The 16,576-nt window shown below is 52.8% G+C and carries 15 protein-coding genes, 1 pseudogene and 1 other annotated feature; of the genes and pseudogenes, 10 read left to right on the top strand and 6 right to left on the bottom strand.

The window, feature by feature from the left end; translation table 11 throughout:
• Window positions 1–2,274 carry a thiosulfate reductase PhsA gene (gene phsA / locus OGX92_RS04805; protein ID WP_286586285.1) on the bottom strand — a complete coding sequence of 758 codons (2,274 nt, stop codon included), beginning with the start codon at window positions 2,272–2,274 and terminating at the stop codon, window positions 1–3.
• A gap of 399 nt (window positions 2,275–2,673) precedes the next feature.
• Between phsA and sbcB the strand changes: the two genes are divergently transcribed.
• Window positions 2,674–4,098, top strand: a complete 1,425-nt coding sequence (sbcB, locus tag OGX92_RS04800; RefSeq protein WP_003834187.1) for an exodeoxyribonuclease I — start codon at window positions 2,674–2,676, stop codon at window positions 4,096–4,098.
• A gap of 58 nt (window positions 4,099–4,156) precedes the next feature.
• Here sbcB and plaP read toward each other — a convergent pair whose 3' ends face one another.
• The 4 genes and pseudogenes from plaP to OGX92_RS04785 form a co-directional block, all read right to left on the bottom strand.
• Window positions 4,157–5,518 (bottom strand): putrescine/proton symporter PlaP, encoded by a 1,362-nt coding sequence (plaP, locus tag OGX92_RS04795; RefSeq protein ID WP_003834188.1) that lies wholly within the window; start codon window positions 5,516–5,518, stop codon window positions 4,157–4,159.
• Window positions 5,508–5,570, bottom strand: coding sequence for a membrane protein YoeI (gene yoeI / locus OGX92_RS23440; protein ID WP_099045591.1), 63 nt, complete (start codon window positions 5,568–5,570; stop codon window positions 5,508–5,510). Before yoeI ends, plaP begins: the two co-directional genes overlap by 11 nt.
• A gap of 162 nt (window positions 5,571–5,732) precedes the next feature.
• Window positions 5,733–6,717, bottom strand: a pseudogene (locus OGX92_RS04790) (LysR family transcriptional regulator).
• 41 nt (window positions 6,718–6,758) lie between these two features.
• Window positions 6,759–7,583 carry an SDR family oxidoreductase gene (locus tag OGX92_RS04785; RefSeq protein ID WP_003834190.1) on the bottom strand — a complete coding sequence of 275 codons (825 nt, stop codon included), beginning with the start codon at window positions 7,581–7,583 and terminating at the stop codon, window positions 6,759–6,761.
• 174 nt (window positions 7,584–7,757) lie between these two features.
• Between OGX92_RS04785 and hisL the strand changes: the two genes are divergently transcribed.
• The 9 genes from hisL (at window position 7,758) to hisIE (ending at window position 15,109) form a co-directional block, all read left to right on the top strand.
• Entirely contained in the window at window positions 7,758–7,805 is a 48-nt protein-coding gene (gene hisL / locus OGX92_RS04780) for a his operon leader peptide (protein WP_100250077.1), read from the top strand.
• Window positions 7,781–7,903 (top strand) — a sequence feature (His leader region). Its footprint overlaps the gene before it by 25 nt.
• A 44-nt stretch (window positions 7,904–7,947) precedes the next feature.
• Entirely contained in the window at window positions 7,948–8,847 is a 900-nt protein-coding gene (hisG, locus tag OGX92_RS04775; protein WP_003834191.1) for an ATP phosphoribosyltransferase, read from the top strand.
• A gap of 127 nt (window positions 8,848–8,974) precedes the next feature.
• Window positions 8,975–10,279 (top strand): histidinol dehydrogenase, encoded by a 1,305-nt coding sequence (gene hisD, locus OGX92_RS04770; RefSeq protein ID WP_063940463.1) that lies wholly within the window; start codon window positions 8,975–8,977, stop codon window positions 10,277–10,279.
• Window positions 10,276–11,355, top strand: a complete 1,080-nt coding sequence (gene hisC, locus OGX92_RS04765) for a histidinol-phosphate transaminase (protein ID WP_284962002.1) — start codon at window positions 10,276–10,278, stop codon at window positions 11,353–11,355. The genes hisD and hisC overlap by 4 nt, the downstream gene beginning before the upstream one ends.
• A complete protein-coding gene (gene hisB, locus OGX92_RS04760; protein WP_164562623.1) occupies window positions 11,352–12,419 on the top strand; it encodes a bifunctional histidinol-phosphatase/imidazoleglycerol-phosphate dehydratase HisB in 1,068 nt (355 codons plus the stop codon). The genes hisC and hisB overlap by 4 nt, the downstream gene beginning before the upstream one ends.
• Entirely contained in the window at window positions 12,419–13,009 is a 591-nt protein-coding gene (hisH, locus tag OGX92_RS04755; RefSeq protein ID WP_001103544.1) for an imidazole glycerol phosphate synthase subunit HisH, read from the top strand. The genes hisB and hisH overlap by 1 nt, the downstream gene beginning before the upstream one ends.
• On the top strand, window positions 13,009–13,746 hold the full coding sequence (gene hisA, locus OGX92_RS04750; RefSeq protein ID WP_164562622.1) for a 1-(5-phosphoribosyl)-5-[(5-phosphoribosylamino)methylideneamino]imidazole-4-carboxamide isomerase: 738 nt from the start codon (window positions 13,009–13,011) through the stop codon (window positions 13,744–13,746). The genes hisH and hisA overlap by 1 nt, the downstream gene beginning before the upstream one ends.
• Entirely contained in the window at window positions 13,728–14,504 is a 777-nt protein-coding gene (hisF, locus tag OGX92_RS04745; protein ID WP_000880132.1) for an imidazole glycerol phosphate synthase subunit HisF, read from the top strand. The genes hisA and hisF overlap by 19 nt, the downstream gene beginning before the upstream one ends.
• Window positions 14,498–15,109: a bifunctional phosphoribosyl-AMP cyclohydrolase/phosphoribosyl-ATP diphosphatase HisIE gene (hisIE, locus tag OGX92_RS04740; protein WP_000956425.1), complete on the top strand. Its 612-nt coding sequence runs from the start codon at window positions 14,498–14,500 to the stop codon at window positions 15,107–15,109. The genes hisF and hisIE overlap by 7 nt, the downstream gene beginning before the upstream one ends.
• A gap of 60 nt (window positions 15,110–15,169) precedes the next feature.
• On the opposite strand, the gene OGX92_RS04735 is transcribed toward hisIE, so the two are convergent.
• Window positions 15,170–16,527, bottom strand: a protein-coding gene (locus OGX92_RS04735; protein ID WP_174785198.1) for an IS3 family transposase whose coding sequence is annotated in 2 segments (ribosomal slippage) — window positions 15,170–16,065 and window positions 16,065–16,527 — 1,359 coding nt in all. Because the reading frame shifts where the segments join, the coding sequence is not laid out codon by codon here.
• Window positions 16,528–16,576 lie beyond the last annotated feature (49 nt).

Genomic DNA, 16,576 nt, shown 5'->3' with positions numbered 1-16,576 from the left:
TCATGCCCGACGAAGCGTAACGCCAGCGGTGTGGACTACCGTACCGGAAACCGGACTGGTAACATGCGGAAGCAAATTACCGCAGTGAATACCGTGCGTTGTCGCTGCGGTTTTGGCTCCCGCCTTGGCGCCAAATCCCATATAAACAAACAGCGTATCGGGCCGAATTCCGGCGGTGACCAGCGCTTTACCTTTTTCCTTGCCGGTCGCATTTTCCAGCCAGATGTCATCACCGCTTTTGATGCCTTTTCCACGGGCCGTTTGCGGGTGGATCCACACCGCGTTATCCCACATCAACTCGCTAAGCAGTGGCACATATTGCGTCGCACCGTTGGTATGAACCGCCACTTTTCCCTGGATAAAATAGAGTTCACTGTCGCCTTTGAGCGCAAAATTGCGCGCGCGCGGAATACCGTAGCCAGGCAGGAGCGTTTCCAGCTCTTCGGAATAGAGTTCAATTTTTCCTGACGGAGATTTAAAGCGCAGTTGCTCGCCATAGGTACCGTCGCTGTCAACCGCCACCGCGCCCGGATAGCGTTCCACAAACTGACGCACCGCTTCAGGTTCACGCAGCAGCAACGGAATCCCCCACTCCCGGTACCCTTTCTGACGCAATTCAGCAGATAGCGCATGATCGCCATTAAGCTGGTACAACTGACGCGTTTGCATATCCTGCCATGGGTAGAATTGGCCAAGGCCTAACTGCACGGCCAGCTCTTTCCAGATTTGCCAGCTCGGACGCGCATCACCAATAGGCTCCACTACCTGTTGGCGCAGGGCATAGGCTGGATTCAGGCCCGACATGTCTGAAACTTCTTCATCGCGCTCAAGGTAAGTACATTCAGGCAAAAGGTAGTCGGCATACGCCGCGCTTTCGCTTAAATAGACATCACAACTGACCACAAGGTCGAGCTGTTCAACGGTTTTGACCAGATCCGGTCGACAGGTAACGGTTTGGAAAGGGTTGTGTCGGGACATAATCCATCCCTTCACCGGATAAGGCGTCTGGTTTAACACAGCATCAATGATGCTTTGCACCACACCACCGCCCGCCGCGATGTACTTAAACTGCGGGGCTACCAGATCGATACGCTGCGCCGTTGGCTTGGGTAATTTGACATCGGGTTTTGCCAGCACCGGAGCGACCTTCTCTCCAGCCAGTTTATTGTAAGTTGCCGCCGCTTTTTTCTGGTACAAACCGCCTTCACGCTCAATATTGCCAAGCAGCACATTGAGGGTAAAGATCATGCGCCGCATATCAATTTCTTCTTGCGAAAACGTCGCGCGATGGCCCGGACTGACGATGGCATGCGGCGCGCAGGCGGCCATTTCGCGGGTGACCCGGACAATAACATCAGCGGGCACATCCGCAAGCTGCTGCGCCCATTCTGGCGTGGTCTCTTGTACCGCTTCTGCCAGTTGCCCAAACCCCGTGGTGTAGCGCGCCACAAAGTCAGCGTCATAAAGATTTTCATTGATCATGACGTGACACATGGCCATCAGCACCGGTAAGTCGCCACCCGGTTTGAGCGCATGCCATTCATCCGCCTTGCTGGAGAATACGGACAAACGGGGATCGAAGCTGACCATCTTCGCCCCCTTCTCCTGCGCGGTCATCAGTTCATGCGTATCAGCAACCTCGATCCCTTCATAGAGGTTATGGCCAAAAGAGACCATATAACGGGTATTGGCGATATCCATGGCTAAATCACCACCCATCATAACTTTAGCGGCAATGGCTTTACCGGCAGGACACGTTGATGCGTGAGTAAAGGTATTCGGTGACCCGAAAGCCGTCGCGAGGTGGAATAAATGGCCAGACAGCGAGCCGGATTTAGACGAGAAGACGACTCCCTGGGGACCATATTGCGTTTTTATTGCCGTCATTTTTTCGGCGATTTCTTTATACGCCTGTTCCCAGCTAATAACCTGCCAGTCACCGCTCCCGCGAGGTCCTGTGCGTTTCATGGGTTTAACAATGCGATGAGGGTCGTTGACCAGGCTAACGCCGCTGCCGCCGCGAGCGCAGACACGCGTCCCCTGCTGTGGCGCATTAGGGTTTCCCTGAATAAAAACCGTTTTATTATTAATCACCTGAGCCTGAATTGGGCAGCGAAAAGAACACATCTCGCACAAACTTGGCGTCAGGGATGTTTTCCCTTTGATACTCTCCGGAGAATTTCGTGCCAGTGCCCCGGGCGGGAAACTGCCTATCGCACAGGCTGAACAGCCTATACCCACTCCTCGCAAAAAATTACGCCGACTAATGCTCATATAACCTCCTGTTATTAGATATATCCAATAATTATATGGCGTTTAGATTATTTATTTTTTACATCAATCACATTTCATTACAATGCATGACAGCGAATTGACATAAATAAAAACCCATTGTTTATAAAAGATTTTTAAAGTTTCCAGAACACAACAAAGAAGAGGAAAATAACAATAATGGTTATCAGTTAGATTATTTACAAACCCGCAACTTCAAGATATTTTATTTCCGTAATTTATTTTAACAGTGCGAAATTTATTAATTAATTCCATTAATGCCCTGTTTATCTCAATTTTATTGCGTGCATAATCCAGCTTCGATAATGCCATGGCTGATTATCTCGCTATTTTTTGGTATTCTTGAACCAGCGCTAAATTGATCCCGGACATAACTGAACAATGAATGACGGCAAGCAGCAACCTGGTTTTCTCTTCCACGACTACGAGACCTTTGGTACCCATCCGGCGCTGGACAGACCCGCGCAATTTGCGGCTATCCGCACAGATAATGATTTCAACATCATCGGTGAACCAGAAGTCTTTTATTGCAAACCCGCGGACGATTATCTGCCGCAGCCTGAGGCGGTGTTGATTACGGGTATCACACCGCAGGAAGCACGTGAAAAGGGAGAAAATGAAGCCGCTTTTGCTGCACGCATCCACGCCCTGTTCACCGTACCGAAAACCTGTATCCTGGGCTATAACAACGTGCGCTTCGATGATGAGGTGACGCGTAACATCCTGTATCGCAATTTCTACGATCCCTATGCATGGAGCTGGCAGAACGATAATTCGCGCTGGGATCTGCTGGATGTGATGCGCGCCTGCTATGCCCTGCGCCCTGAAGGCATTAACTGGCCGGAAAACGACGACGGCTTACCCAGCTTCCGCCTGGAGCATTTAACCAAAGCCAACGGTATTGAGCATACCAATGCTCACGATGCGATGGCGGACGTATACGCCACAATTGCAATGGCGCAATTAGTGAAGTCGCGCCAGCCGCGTCTGTTTGATTATCTCTACAGCCATCGTAATAAGCACAAGCTGGCCGCGTTGATTGATGTCCCGCAAATGAAGCCGCTGGTCCATGTCTCTGGTATGTTCGGCGCATGGCGCGGCAACACCAGCTGGGTAGCGCCATTGGCGTGGCATCCGGAGAATCGCAACGCGGTTATTATGGTCGACTTAGCCGGTGATATTTCGCCGCTGCTCGAACTCGACAGTGACGCCCTGCGCGAGAGGCTTTACACGTCTAAAGCGGATCTGGGTGATAACCCGGCCGTACCGGTTAAACTGGTGCACATCAACAAATGCCCGGTACTGGCACAGGCGAATACCCTGCGTCCGGAAGATGCCGACCGTCTTGGCATTAACCGCCAGCACTGTCTGGATAATCTCAAAGTTCTGCGCGAAAATCCGCACATACGCGACAAAGTGGTTGCGATCTTTGCAGATGCAGAACCCTTTACACCATCAGATAACGTAGATGCCCAACTTTATAACGGCTTTTTCAGCGATGCTGACCGTGCGGCGATGAAAATCGTTCTGGAAACCGAACCACGCAATTTACCGGCGCTGGATATCTCCTTTGTCGATAAGCGCATTGAAAAACTGTTGTTTAATTACCGTGCACGTAACTTCCCGGGAACGCTGGACGAAGCAGAACAGCAACGCTGGCTGGACCATCGCCGCCAGGTATTCACACCGGAGTTTTTGCAAAATTACGCCAATGAACTGCAGTTATTGAGCCAGCAGTATGCGGATAACAAAGAAAAGTTGATGCTGCTGAAATCACTCTGGCAGTATGCCGAAGAGATTGTATAAATCCCACACATAAAAAAACGGAGAACATGTCTCCGTTTTTTTTAGTTAAATGCTGTTATTACGCGACATCTTCGTCGTACTGCGGCACCGGGTTGCGGAAGCTTTTGGTCACACAAGCCAGGTAAATCAGACCGATACCGGCCCAGATCAGACCCAGAACCATTGAGCTCTCTTCCAGATTCACCCACAGCGCACCAACGGTCAGCGCACCGCACATCGGCAGGAACAGATACTGGAAGTGGTCTTTCAGCGTCTTGTTACGCTTCTCACGGATCCAGAACTGGGAGATCACCGACAGGTTAACGAAGGTAAACGCCACCAGCGCACCAAAGTTAATCAGCGCCGTCGCCATCACCAGGTCGAAGTTGATTGCCAGCAGAGCAATCGCACCAACCAGAATGATGTTCATAGACGGAGTACGCCATTTCGGGTGTACATAACCGAAGAAACTTTTCGGGAACACGCCGTCACGCCCCATCACGTACATCAGACGCGCTACGCCTGCATGCGCCGCCATACCGGACGCCAGTACGGTAATGGTAGAGAAAATCAGCGCGCCAACCTGGAAGAACTTACCGGCGACGTACAGCATGATTTCAGGCTGTGAAGCGTCTGGATCCTTGAAGCGCGAGATATCCGGGAAGTACAGCTGCAACAGATAGGTGGAGACGATAAAGATCAGGCCACCAATCAGCGCAGTCAGGAAAATCGCACGCGGGATCACGCGCTCAGCGTCTTTGGTTTCTTCTGACAGGTTGCTGATACCGTCAAAACCGGTGAACGAGAAGCACAGGATGGTAGCGCCCGTGATCATCGGGATCACGTGTGCATCACCTGACCAGAACGGACGGCTGCTCGCCAGCGTACCGGCACCTTCCCCTTCGAACACGCCATAAACGACCATGCCGAGGATCACTGCAATCAGCACCACCTGCAACAACACGATTACGGTGTTGAAATTCGCAACGGATTTAAGGCTGCGCAGGTTAAAGGCGGTCATAAAGGCCACCAGCGCCACCACGAATATCCATGACGGTATCGACGGCACCAGGGCTTCAAAATAAATTTTTGCCAACAGAATGTTGATCATCGGTGCGAACAGGTAGTCCAGCAGTGATGACCAACCCACCATAAAGCCAACGGTCGGGCTAATGGATTTCTGGGCGTAAGTGTAGGCAGAGCCTGCAGACGGATAGCGACGCACCAGTTTACCGTAGCTCAGTGCGGTAAAGAGGATGGCGATCAGTGCAAAGGCGTAAGCTGTCGGGACGTGACCATCGGTCATTCCTGATACGATACCGAATGTATCGAACAGCGTCATCGGCTGCATATAGGCAAGGCCCATCATGACAACCGGAACCAGCGTAAGCGTTTTACGTAATTCCACGCGAGAGGTGTTTGGAGTAGCGTTATGCGACATGGTTATCCCCCATTACGGCGAAAACCGTCGCGTAAGCAAAAAATTGCCCCATTTTTTGTTAATCCTCAGCGACAACAACTGTCGATTTTTAAGTAAGTATCTATCCGGTACGAAGCCCGGCCTCTTTTATGAATGATTGGTTTGATGCAAAAAAATAACCGACGCGTATTAAAACGTCGGTTAATGTCATTTTTTGCAAGCGGCGTATTTTGCACTAAATTGGGGAGAAATAACAAGAGATTGAAGTAGCCACAAAAGAATATTTTTTCTTAACTGATTGATTTATCAGCAGCCATTTTCACATACACCCCTGCAATAGCACTATTTGCTAAAATTTCATCCCGCCACCAGGCACTGGCCAACCCGGCGGTCTGTTCATTCCAGCCTATCCACACGGGTTCAAAGACAATTTGTGCGACCACTTTTTTCTCAATCAGTGCGCCGCTCTCCAGAAATCGCTGCGCCAGGTAGCGCGGAATATAACCACATCCCAGACCGCTGATTTGCAATTCCAGCTTGGTTTTGAAGTCAAAAACGGTAATAGCTTCCTGATCGTCAAGCACCTGGGAACCTGAGACGTTGGCATGCTGCGCATTGTCGCCCACCACAATGGCGCGAAAACGGCGAATGGTACGACGATTTAACGGTTCCTGTTCCTGCGCCAGCGGGTGATGCGGCGCAACCACAAACACCTGTTCCAAAACTCCCAACCGTGCAAAACCAAATTCGCTCGCTGCAGGGGGTTCATGCATGGCGCCAACGATAATATCCGCCCGGCCCTGAATGAGGGCATCCCAGGAGCCGCCCAGCACGCCATTGATAAATTTCAGGCGCGTCACGCTGTGGTGTTGATAGAAAGATTCGATGAGTGGGGCCAGCAGTGAAAAGGGAAACGTATCATCTACGCCAATAACCAGTTCATTCTCCCAGCCTTCGTGAAGTTTAATCGCCTGTTTTTCGAGTTCACGGACGGTGTGCAGCACCTCCCGCCCCTTTTCCAGCAGCATCTGTCCGGTGCGGGTGAACTTAGCCCGGTGTCCGCTGCGATCGAGTAGCTGAATATTAAGATCGCTTTCCAGCTTATGGACCGTGTAGCTAAGTGCAGACGGCGTCTTAAACAATTTTGCCGACGCCGCCGCGAAACTGCCCTCTTTTTCTAATGCATCGAGGATGATAAGAACGTCCAGCAGTGGTTTCATACTCGCCCCCTGGCGGTATACAGCGGCACTCTGCTGGATTGTCACTCCATTGGCATCACCAGCGGGTCGGGATACTGGTACTCAAACCCAAGCTCATTACAAATACGGTTGCCATCAATGACTTTACCTTTACCGTTATCCGTACCGCCGCGAAATTCCGGCGGCTCCATCCCCAACTGGCGGGCCATCTGCGGATAGAACACGTTACGCGCCGGATGCATAGGCGCACATATATTATAGATGTGTCCCCCTTTAGGCGCTTGCAGCAGTAACGTGATGGCAGAAACTACATCGTCCAGATGCACCAGATTGACGCCATGATGTCCGTCTGGTGCCGTCTTGCCAGCGAAGAAGCGACCAGGATGTCTTCCCGGACCGACCAACCCGGCCAGACGCAAAATATCCACCGACGTACCTGGCAAATTGTGCAACCAGTCTTCAAGTTCTTTCAGGACACGACCGCTCGCCGTGACCGGATTACGCGCCGTTCCCTCTTTCACTGTTCCTTGAACGTCACCATAGACTGACGTCGAACTGGTAAAAATAATTCGAGGGATGCGGTACGCCAGCGCACTGTCCACCAGTTCCTGCATTGCCTGCAGGTAAAATGCCTCCCCGGGACCGCTACGGCGTGCAGGCAGCGTAATGACCAGCGCATCGGCGTCCATCAGTGCATCGAGATCGTCAGCCTCACAGACCAGTTCAGGTTCCAGGCGCAGCGAGTAACTCTCGATACCGCTCATGCGGGCCGCTTCCACCCCATCCAATGTGGTTTTGCTGCCGGTAACCTGCCAGCCTCTCGCCGCCAGCGACATGGCTAACGGCATGCCTAACCAACCTAACCCGACAATTGCGACCTTTTTCATGCCTTCTCTCCTGACTTTTGGCCTATAACGCAAGGCTACGCCAGCCCACGGTGGCTGACAATTCATAGTATCAATATGAAATGAATTAATGATCAAAAAAAGCCCTTGCTTTCCGTAGCTAAAGTGGTTTAGGTTAAAAGACATCAAATGAATAAACATTCATCGAGAAAATTTATGACACGCGCTCAATTCAAACACCATCATCACCATCATCCTGACTAGTCTTTCAGGCGATGTGTGCTGGGAGACATTTAAATCTTCCAGCGGTGCATGAGCGTATGAGAAAGCCCCCGGAAGATTTCTTCCGGGGGCTTTTTTTGTGCGTGACCCAAACTGATTCAGACAGGATAACGAGGAATAAAGAATGTTAGACAACACCCGTTTACGCATAGCTATGCAGAAATCAGGCCGCTTAAGCGATGATTCACGCGAATTACTGGCCCGTTGCGGCATTAAAATTAATCTTCACACCCAGCGCCTGATTGCGATGGCGGAGAACATGCCGATCGATATTCTGCGCGTGCGTGATGACGATATCCCAGGTCTGGTGATGGACGGTGTCGTTGACCTCGGCATCATCGGGGAAAATGTTCTGGAAGAGGAACTGCTCAACCGCCGGGCCCAGGGTGAAGACCCTCGCTATTTTACCCTGCGCCGTCTGGACTTCGGCGGCTGCCGTCTTTCGCTGGCAACCCCGGTTGATGAAGCCTGGGATGGCCCGGCAGCGCTGAACGGTAAACGTATCGCGACCTCTTACCCACACCTGCTCAAACGTTATCTCGATCAGAAAGGAGTTTCGTTTAAATCTTGTCTGTTAAACGGCTCAGTAGAAGTCGCTCCCCGTGCGGGTCTGGCTGATGCGATTTGCGATCTGGTGTCCACCGGCGCAACGCTTGAAGCCAACGGTCTGCGCGAAGTAGAAGTGATCTACCGCTCTAAAGCCTGTCTGATTCAGCGCGACGGCGAAATGGCCGAAGCCAAGCAACAACTGATCGACAAACTGCTGACCCGTATCCAGGGGGTTATTCAGGCCCGTGAATCCAAATACATCATGATGCACGCGCCGAGCGAGCGTCTGGACGAGGTCATCGCCCTGCTGCCCGGCGCAGAGCGCCCTACCATTCTGCCGCTGGCAGGCGACCAGCAGCGCGTTGCCATGCACATGGTCAGCAGCGAAACCCTGTTCTGGGAAACAATGGAAAAACTGAAAGCGCTCGGTGCCAGCTCAATTCTGGTGTTGCCGATTGAGAAGATGATGGAGTGATCTGTTGCCTGATAGCGCTTCGCTTATCAGGCCTACAAGAATTGTCACAATTATTGATATTACGGGTCTTGTAGGCCGGATAAGGCAGCGCCGCCATCCGGCAACACCCGATGATGGAGTAACGACCATGAGCTTCAATACCCCGATTGACTGGAATAGCTGTAGCCCTGAGCAGCAGCGCGAACTGCTGATGCGCCCGGCAATTTCCGCCTCTGAAAGCATCAGCCGTACGGTGGCCGAGATCCTTGAGAACGTCAAAAATAACGGTGACCGGGCGCTGCGTGAATACAGCGCAAAGTTCGATAAAACCGAGGTTGGCGCGCTGCGCGTGACCGAGGAAGAAATCCAGCAAGCCAGCAGTCGCCTGAGCAACGAGCTAAAACAAGCGATGCAGGCGGCGGTGAGAAATATTGATACTTTCCACACCGCGCAGATCCTGCCGCCGGTGGATATCGAAACCCAGCCGGGCGTGCGTTGCCAGCAGGTTACCCGCCCTATCGCTTCCGTGGGCCTGTATATTCCTGGAGGTTCGGCGCCGCTGTTTTCTACTGTATTAATGCTGGCGACCCCGGCGCGCATCGCTGGCTGCAAAAAAGTGGTGCTGTGCTCACCGCCGCCGATTGCCGATGAAATCCTCTACGCCGCGCAACTGTGTGGCGTAAAAGAGGTGTTTAATGTGGGCGGCGCGCAGGCCATTGCCGCGCTGGCGCTGGGCACCGAATCTATTCCTAAGGTCGATAAAATCTTCGGGCCAGGCAATGCATATGTGACCGAAGCCAAACGCCAGGTCAGCCAGCGTCTTGACGGCGCGGCCATCGACATGCCTGCTGGCCCGTCCGAAGTGCTGGTTATCGCCGATAGCGGCGCGACGCCGGACTTTGTTGCCTCTGACCTGCTTTCTCAGGCAGAACACGGCCCCGACTCGCAGGTTATTCTACTGACGCCAGACGCTACGCTTGCCGAAGGCGTTGCCAAAGCCGTTGAACGCCAGCTCGCTGAGCTTTCCCGCGCTGAGACCGCACGTCAGGCACTCTCCGCCAGCCGCTTAATCGTGGCGAAAGATCTGGCGCAGTGCGTTGAAATATCTAACGCCTACGGTCCGGAACACCTGATTATTCAGACCCGCAACGCGCGTGAACTGGTTGATGAGATCACCAGCGCCGGTTCGGTGTTCCTCGGCGACTGGTCGCCAGAATCCGCAGGCGACTATGCTTCTGGCACCAACCACGTTCTTCCGACCTACGGCTATACCGCGACCTGCTCAAGCCTTGGGCTGGCTGATTTCCAGAAACGGATGACCGTACAGGAATTAACCCCACAAGGTTTCTCTGCCCTGGCCTCAACCATTGAAACACTGGCCGCTGCTGAACGACTGACTGCCCACAAAAATGCCGTCACCCTGCGCGTTAACGCCCTGAAGGAGCAAGCATGAGCACTGACAACTTTCTCAGCGTCACTGATTTAGCCCGTAAGAATGTTCGCGAATTAACGCCCTATCAGTCTGCCCGTCGTCTCGGTGGTAACGGCGATGTCTGGCTCAACGCGAATGAATACCCCACTGCCGTGGAGTTCCAGCTCAGTCAGCAGACGCTGAACCGCTACCCGGAGTGTCAGCCGAAAGCGGTGATTGAGAATTACGCGCAGTATGCTGGCGTCAAACCGGAGCAGGTGCTGGTCAGCCGCGGCGCAGATGAAGGGATCGAACTGCTGGTGCGCGCGTTTTGTGAACCCGGTAAAGATGCCATTCTCTACTGCCCGCCGACTTACGGCATGTACAGCGTCAGTGCCGAAACGATTGGCGTTGAGTGCCGCACCGTTCCGACCCTTGAGAACTGGCAACTGAATTTGCAAGGCATCGCGGACAAGCTTGATGGCGTGAAGGTAGTCTACGTTTGCAGCCCGAACAACCCAACCGGTCAGCTGATAAACCCGCAGGATCTGCGTTCACTGCTCGAAATGACGCAGGGTAAAGCTATTGTGGTCGCTGATGAGGCCTATATTGAGTTTTGCCCGCAGGCCACGCTGGCAGGCTGGCTGTCTGAGTATCCGCATCTGGTGATATTACGCACGTTGTCCAAAGCGTTTGCGCTCGCCGGTTTACGCTGCGGGTTTACGCTGGCGAACGAAGAGGTTATCAATCTGCTGTTAAAAGTGATTGCCCCTTACCCGCTCTCTACGCCGGTGGCAGATATCGCCGCCCAGGCGCTGACGCCGCAAGGGATTTCCGCCATGCGTAAACGCGTAGAGCAGATCCTGGAAGAGCGTCAGTATCTGGTAGATAACCTGAAAACAATTCGCTGTGTAGAGCAGGTATTCGATTCTGAAACCAACTATGTTTTGGCGCGCTTCACCGCATCAAGTAGCGTATTTAAATCTTTGTGGGATCAGGGCATTATCTTACGAGATCAGAATAAACAACCTTCGTTAAGCGGCTGCCTGCGAATTACTGTCGGAACCCGTGAAGAGAGCCAGCGCGTCATTGACGCCTTACGTGCGGAGCAAGTATGAGCCAGAAGTATCTTTTTATTGACCGTGATGGAACCCTGATTTCCGAACCGCCAAGTGACTTTCAGGTCGATCGCTTTGACAAACTCGCCTTCGAGCCGGAAGTTGTTCCCGTTTTACTGAAACTGCAAAAAGCAGGTTTTAAGCTGGTTATGATTACCAACCAGGATGGACTCGGAACCCAGAGTTTCCCACAGGCTGATTTTGACGGTCCGCATAACCTGATGATGCAAATTTTCACCTCTCAGGGCGTGAAGTTTGATGAAGTATTGATCTGCCCGCACCTGCCAGCGGACGAGTGTGATTGCCGTAAGCCAAAAGTGAAGCTGGTTGAACAGTATCTGGTTGAACAGGCCATGGATATGGCGAACAGCTACGTCATTGGCGATCGGGTGACCGATATTCAGCTCGCTGAAAACATGGGCATTAGCGGATTGCGTTACCATCGCGACACCCTAAACTGGGCGATGATCGGCGAGCAGTTGACCAAACGTGACCGCTACGCACACGTTGAGCGTAATACAAAAGAAACGCAGATTGACGTCAAAGTCTGGCTGGACCGCGAAGGCCGCAGCAAAATCAATACTGGCGTTGGCTTCTTTGACCACATGCTGGATCAAATCGCCACCCACGGCGGTTTTCGCATGGAGATTGCCGTCAAGGGCGATCTGTATATAGACGATCACCACACCGTTGAAGATACCGGTCTGGCGCTGGGCGAAGCCTTAAAGCTGGCGTTAGGCGATAAACGCGGCATCAACCGTTTTGGTTTTGTACTGCCAATGGATGAGTGCCTGGCACGTTGCGCGCTGGATATCTCCGGCCGCCCACACCTGGAGTACCGCGCGGAGTTTACCTACCAGCGCGTTGGCGATCTGAGCACGGAGATGATCGAACACTTCTTCCGTTCACTCTCCTACACCATGGGCGTCACCCTACACCTGAAAACCAAAGGCAAAAATGACCATCACCGTGTGGAGAGCCTGTTTAAAGCCTTTGGCCGTACGCTGCGTCAGGCGATTCGTGTAGAAGGCGACACGCTGCCCTCTTCAAAAGGAGTGCTGTAATGAACGTGGTGATTCTGGACACCGGCTGCGCCAATCTGCACTCGGTAAAATCCGCCGTCGCACGCCACGGATATGATCCCGTTGTCAGCCGTGACCCGGACGTGGTGCTGCGCGCCGATAAACTGTTTCTGCCGGGCGTCGGCACCGCGCAGGCGGCTATGGACCAGTTGCACGAGCGCGAACTGATTGAACTGATTAAAGCCTGTACGCAACCGGTACTGGGGATCTGTTTAGGTATGCAACTGCTGGGCCGTCGCAGCGAAGAGAGTAACGGTGTCTCACTACTGGGCATTATTGAACAGGACGTCCCGAAGATGACCGATTTCGGTCTGCCGCTGCCGCATATGGGCTGGAATCGCGTCTATCCGCAGGCGGGGAACCGTCTGTTCCAGGGCATTGAAGATGGTGCGTATTTCTACTTTGTACACAGCTACGCTATGCCGGTAAACCCGTGGACCATCGCCCAGTGCAATTACGGCGAACCGTTTACCGCGGCAGTACAAAAGGACAATTTCTTTGGCGTACAGTTTCACCCGGAACGTTCGGGCGCGGCTGGGGCACAGTTGCTGAAAAACTTTCTGGAGATGTAATGATTATTCCGGCATTAGATTTAATCGACGGCACGGTGGTGCGTCTTCATCAGGGCGATTACGCTAAGCAACGTGATTACGGCAACGATCCTCTCCCCCGTTTGCAGGATTATGCAGCCCAGGGTGCTGAAGTGCTGCACCTGGTTGATTTAACCGGCGCGAAAGACCCGGCACAGCGCCAGATCCCGCTGATCAAAACGCTGGTCGCTGGCGTCAACGTTCCGGTTCAGGTTGGCGGCGGCGTGCGTACAGAAGCAGACGTGGCGGCGCTTCTTGACGCAGGTGTGGCGCGCGTGGTGGTGGGTTCGACGGCGGTAAAATCCCCCGAGATAGTCAAGAGCTGGTTTGCCCGTTTTGGTGCCGACGCGCTGGTACTGGCGCTGGACGTTCGTATTGACGAGCACGGTAATAAACAGGTTGCAGTCAGTGGCTGGCAGGAAGATTCCGGGGTTTCACTGGAAGAACTGGTTGAGACCTATTTATCCGTCGGCCTGAAGCACGTGCTGTGCACCGATATCTCCCGCGACGGCACGCTGGCCGGCTCAAACGTCGCGCTGTATGAAGAAGTGTGCGCTAAATACCCGCAGGTGGCATTTCAGTCATCTGGCGGCATTGGCGGAATCGAGGACGTAGCGGCCCTGCGCGGGACCGGAGTTCGCGGCGTGATCGTCGGACGCGCCCTGCTGGAAGGAAAGTTCACCGTTGAGGAGGCCATTCAATGCTGGCAAAACGCATAATTCCTTGTCTGGACGTCCGTGACGGGCAGGTGGTAAAAGGCGTCCAGTTCCGCAATCACGAGATTATTGGTGACATCGTCCCGCTGGCAAAACGCTATGCCGATGAAGGCGCAGATGAACTGGTGTTCTATGATATCACCGCTTCCAGCGATGGCCGCGTAGTGGATAAAAGCTGGGTATCACGCGTGGCGGAAGTGATCGATATCCCGTTCTGCGTAGCTGGCGGCATTAAATCCATCGACGATGCGGCGCGCATTCTCTCCTTCGGGGCGGACAAAATCTCCATCAACTCCCCGGCGCTGGCCGAACCGGAGCTTATCACCCGTCTGGCGGACCGCTTCGGCGTGCAGTGCATCGTGGTGGGCATTGATACCTGGTATGACGCCGATACTGGTAAATATCATGTAAATCAGTATACCGGAGATGAAAGCCGTACCCGCGTCACGCAGTGGGAAACACTGGACTGGGTGCAGGAGGTCCAAAAACGCGGCGCGGGCGAAATCGTCCTGAACATGATGAACCAGGACGGCGTACGTAACGGTTATGACCTGGAACAACTGAAAAAAGTACGTGACGTTTGCCACGTCCCGCTGATTGCCTCCGGTGGCGCGGGCACCATGGAACACTTTCTCGAAGCCTTCCGGGATGCCGACGTTGACGGCGCGCTTGCCGCCTCCGTCTTCCACAAACAAATTATCAATATTGGCGAATTAAAAGCGTACCTGGCAACACAGGGCGTGGAGATCAGGATATGTTAACGAAGCAACAATGCCGCGAGCTGGACTGGGAAAAAACCGACGGACTGATGCCAGTCATCGTGCAGCATGCGGTTTCCGGTGAAGTATTGATGCTGGGTTATATGAACCCGGAGGCGCTGGATAAAACGCTCGAAAGCGGCAAAGTAACCTTTTTCTCGCGGACCAAGCAGCGCCTGTGGACCAAAGGAGAGACCTCCGGTCACTTCCTGAATGTGGTGAGCATTGCGCCTGACTGCGACAACGACACCCTGCTGGTGCTGGTTAACCCGATTGGCCCGACCTGCCATAAAGGCACTTCAAGCTGCTTTGGTGACGCCAGCCACCAGTGGCTGTTCCTGTATCAGCTGGAGCAACTGCTGGCCGAACGTAAAACCGCTGACCCAGCCAGCTCCTACACCGCGAAACTGTATGCCAGCGGCACCAAACGCATCGCACAGAAAGTGGGTGAAGAAGGCGTAGAAACCGCGCTGGCCGCGACGGTGAACGACCGTTTTGAGCTGACAAATGAAGCTTCTGATCTCATGTATCACCTGCTGGTGCTGCTGCAAGACCAGGATCTCGACCTGACGACAGTGATTGAGAATTTACGTAAGCGTCATCAGTAAGTTGCGGATATGAAAAAACCGGGCACTGTGAACTGACCCCATAATGTTGGACAGTTTATTTTAAGCGGTTATCTGGGCCTGGGTTCGGTACTCTACCGGACTCAGGCCTTTCAGTTTCTGTTTTATTCTTTCATGGTTGTAATAGTGGATGTAGTCATCGATAGCCATGCGCAACTCGCTGATATTCTTGTGTTCCGTGAGGTAAAAACACTCAGATTTCAGTGTGCCGAAGAAGCTCTCCATCACTGCATTGTCATGACAGTTTCCCTTTCTTGACATGCTCTGTTTTAGACCCGCCTCCTTTAGCCGGTTCTGATAATGCGCCATCTGATATTGCCAGCCCTGATCTGAGTGGAGCAGCGGGTATTCGTTTTTGCCCAGTACAGATATAGCCTTCGACAGCATGTTATCCACCATCGACAGAAGAGGACGGGACTCCATCTGATACGCTACTATTTCTCCGTTATACAGATCCAGAACCGGGGACAGATACAGCTTTTCTCCGCTTATTTTAAATTCCGTGACATCTGTTACCCACTTCTGGTTGGGTTTATCCACACTGAACTGCCGGTTCAGTACATTACCCGCAACTTTCCCATGCCGGCCTTTGTAAGAGTTATATTTCTTCCTTCTGATACAACAGGTTAAATCTAACACCTTCATTAACCTCTGAACCGTTTTATGGTTCAGTAAGCTTCCTTCCCGGCGGCCAGCCAGCGTGATTCGCCTGTATCCATACCGTCCTTTATGTTTATGGAACAGCGTTAAAATATGCTGCTTATCATCGGCATATTTGTCTGGTTTTTTACCGTTGGCCAGTTGCCAGTAGAACGTGCTTCTTGCCAGTCCTGCAGCTTTTAACAAGCGTGCAAGAGGGAACTTCAGCCTTAACTCATTCACGACCTGCGCTTTATCCCGCGTCCTGACGTGCTTCTTTCCCTGAGTAAGGCCTGCAGCTTTTTTAGATATGCCACTTCAGCACGCAGTTGTTCAAGTTCCTCACGTTCATCCGGAGCAAGGGGGGTCTGCAAAGGAGGGACGGGGTGATTCTCAGGGCGTTCTGGCATCGTTTTTTTCCTGCGTCGACTGTCTGTAAGGGCTTCTAATCCCCCTTCATCATACAGTCGTTCCCACTGACTAACAGTGGAAAAGGCAGGGATAGTGAATTTTGCACAGACTTCGCGAACAGACAGCTGGTGTTCACGCATATGCAGGATAACGGACTCTTTAAAAGCAGGAGAATAGGTGAAATGCCGGGTTGTAAGCCCGGCTTCGCCATGGAGCTTCCAGGCGGCAGACCATTTACGAACGGCACTGTGATCGATACCAAAACGTTTTGCAGTCGCCTCCTGTCCTTCCAGCCCGGAAAGATAGTGCTGCACAACCTCAAGCTTGAAGCTGAGAGAATACTTGCTCATAAAAAACTGCACCTTACTTCGTTGGGTGTCCAACTTTTTGGGTGCAGTT

It is taken from the genome of Citrobacter sp. Cpo089, assembly GCF_030332695.1.
Taxonomy (GTDB): domain Bacteria; phylum Pseudomonadota; class Gammaproteobacteria; order Enterobacterales; family Enterobacteriaceae; genus Citrobacter; species Citrobacter portucalensis.
Note: the sequence above shows the minus strand (reverse complement) of the source record. Positions and strands in the feature narration are given on the sequence as shown.

Excerpts from the sequence above, each read along its gene's own strand:
- phsA (WP_286586285.1), bottom strand. The coding sequence starts at position 2,274 with ATGAGCATTAGTCGGCGTAATTTTTTGCGAGGAGTGGGTATAGGCTGT.
- sbcB (WP_003834187.1), top strand. The coding sequence starts at position 2,674 with ATGAATGACGGCAAGCAGCAACCTGGTTTTCTCTTCCACGACTACGAG.
- plaP (WP_003834188.1), bottom strand. The coding sequence starts at position 5,518 with ATGTCGCATAACGCTACTCCAAACACCTCTCGCGTGGAATTACGTAAA.
- OGX92_RS04785 (WP_003834190.1), bottom strand. The coding sequence starts at position 7,583 with ATGAAAAAGGTCGCAATTGTCGGGTTAGGTTGGTTAGGCATGCCGTTA.
- hisG (WP_003834191.1), top strand. The coding sequence starts at position 7,948 with ATGTTAGACAACACCCGTTTACGCATAGCTATGCAGAAATCAGGCCGC.
- hisD (WP_063940463.1), top strand. The coding sequence starts at position 8,975 with ATGAGCTTCAATACCCCGATTGACTGGAATAGCTGTAGCCCTGAGCAG.
- hisC (WP_284962002.1), top strand. The coding sequence starts at position 10,276 with ATGAGCACTGACAACTTTCTCAGCGTCACTGATTTAGCCCGTAAGAAT.
- hisB (WP_164562623.1), top strand. The coding sequence starts at position 11,352 with ATGAGCCAGAAGTATCTTTTTATTGACCGTGATGGAACCCTGATTTCC.
- hisH (WP_001103544.1), top strand. The coding sequence starts at position 12,419 with ATGAACGTGGTGATTCTGGACACCGGCTGCGCCAATCTGCACTCGGTA.
- hisA (WP_164562622.1), top strand. The coding sequence starts at position 13,009 with ATGATTATTCCGGCATTAGATTTAATCGACGGCACGGTGGTGCGTCTT.
- hisF (WP_000880132.1), top strand. The coding sequence starts at position 13,728 with ATGCTGGCAAAACGCATAATTCCTTGTCTGGACGTCCGTGACGGGCAG.
- hisIE (WP_000956425.1), top strand. The coding sequence starts at position 14,498 with ATGTTAACGAAGCAACAATGCCGCGAGCTGGACTGGGAAAAAACCGAC.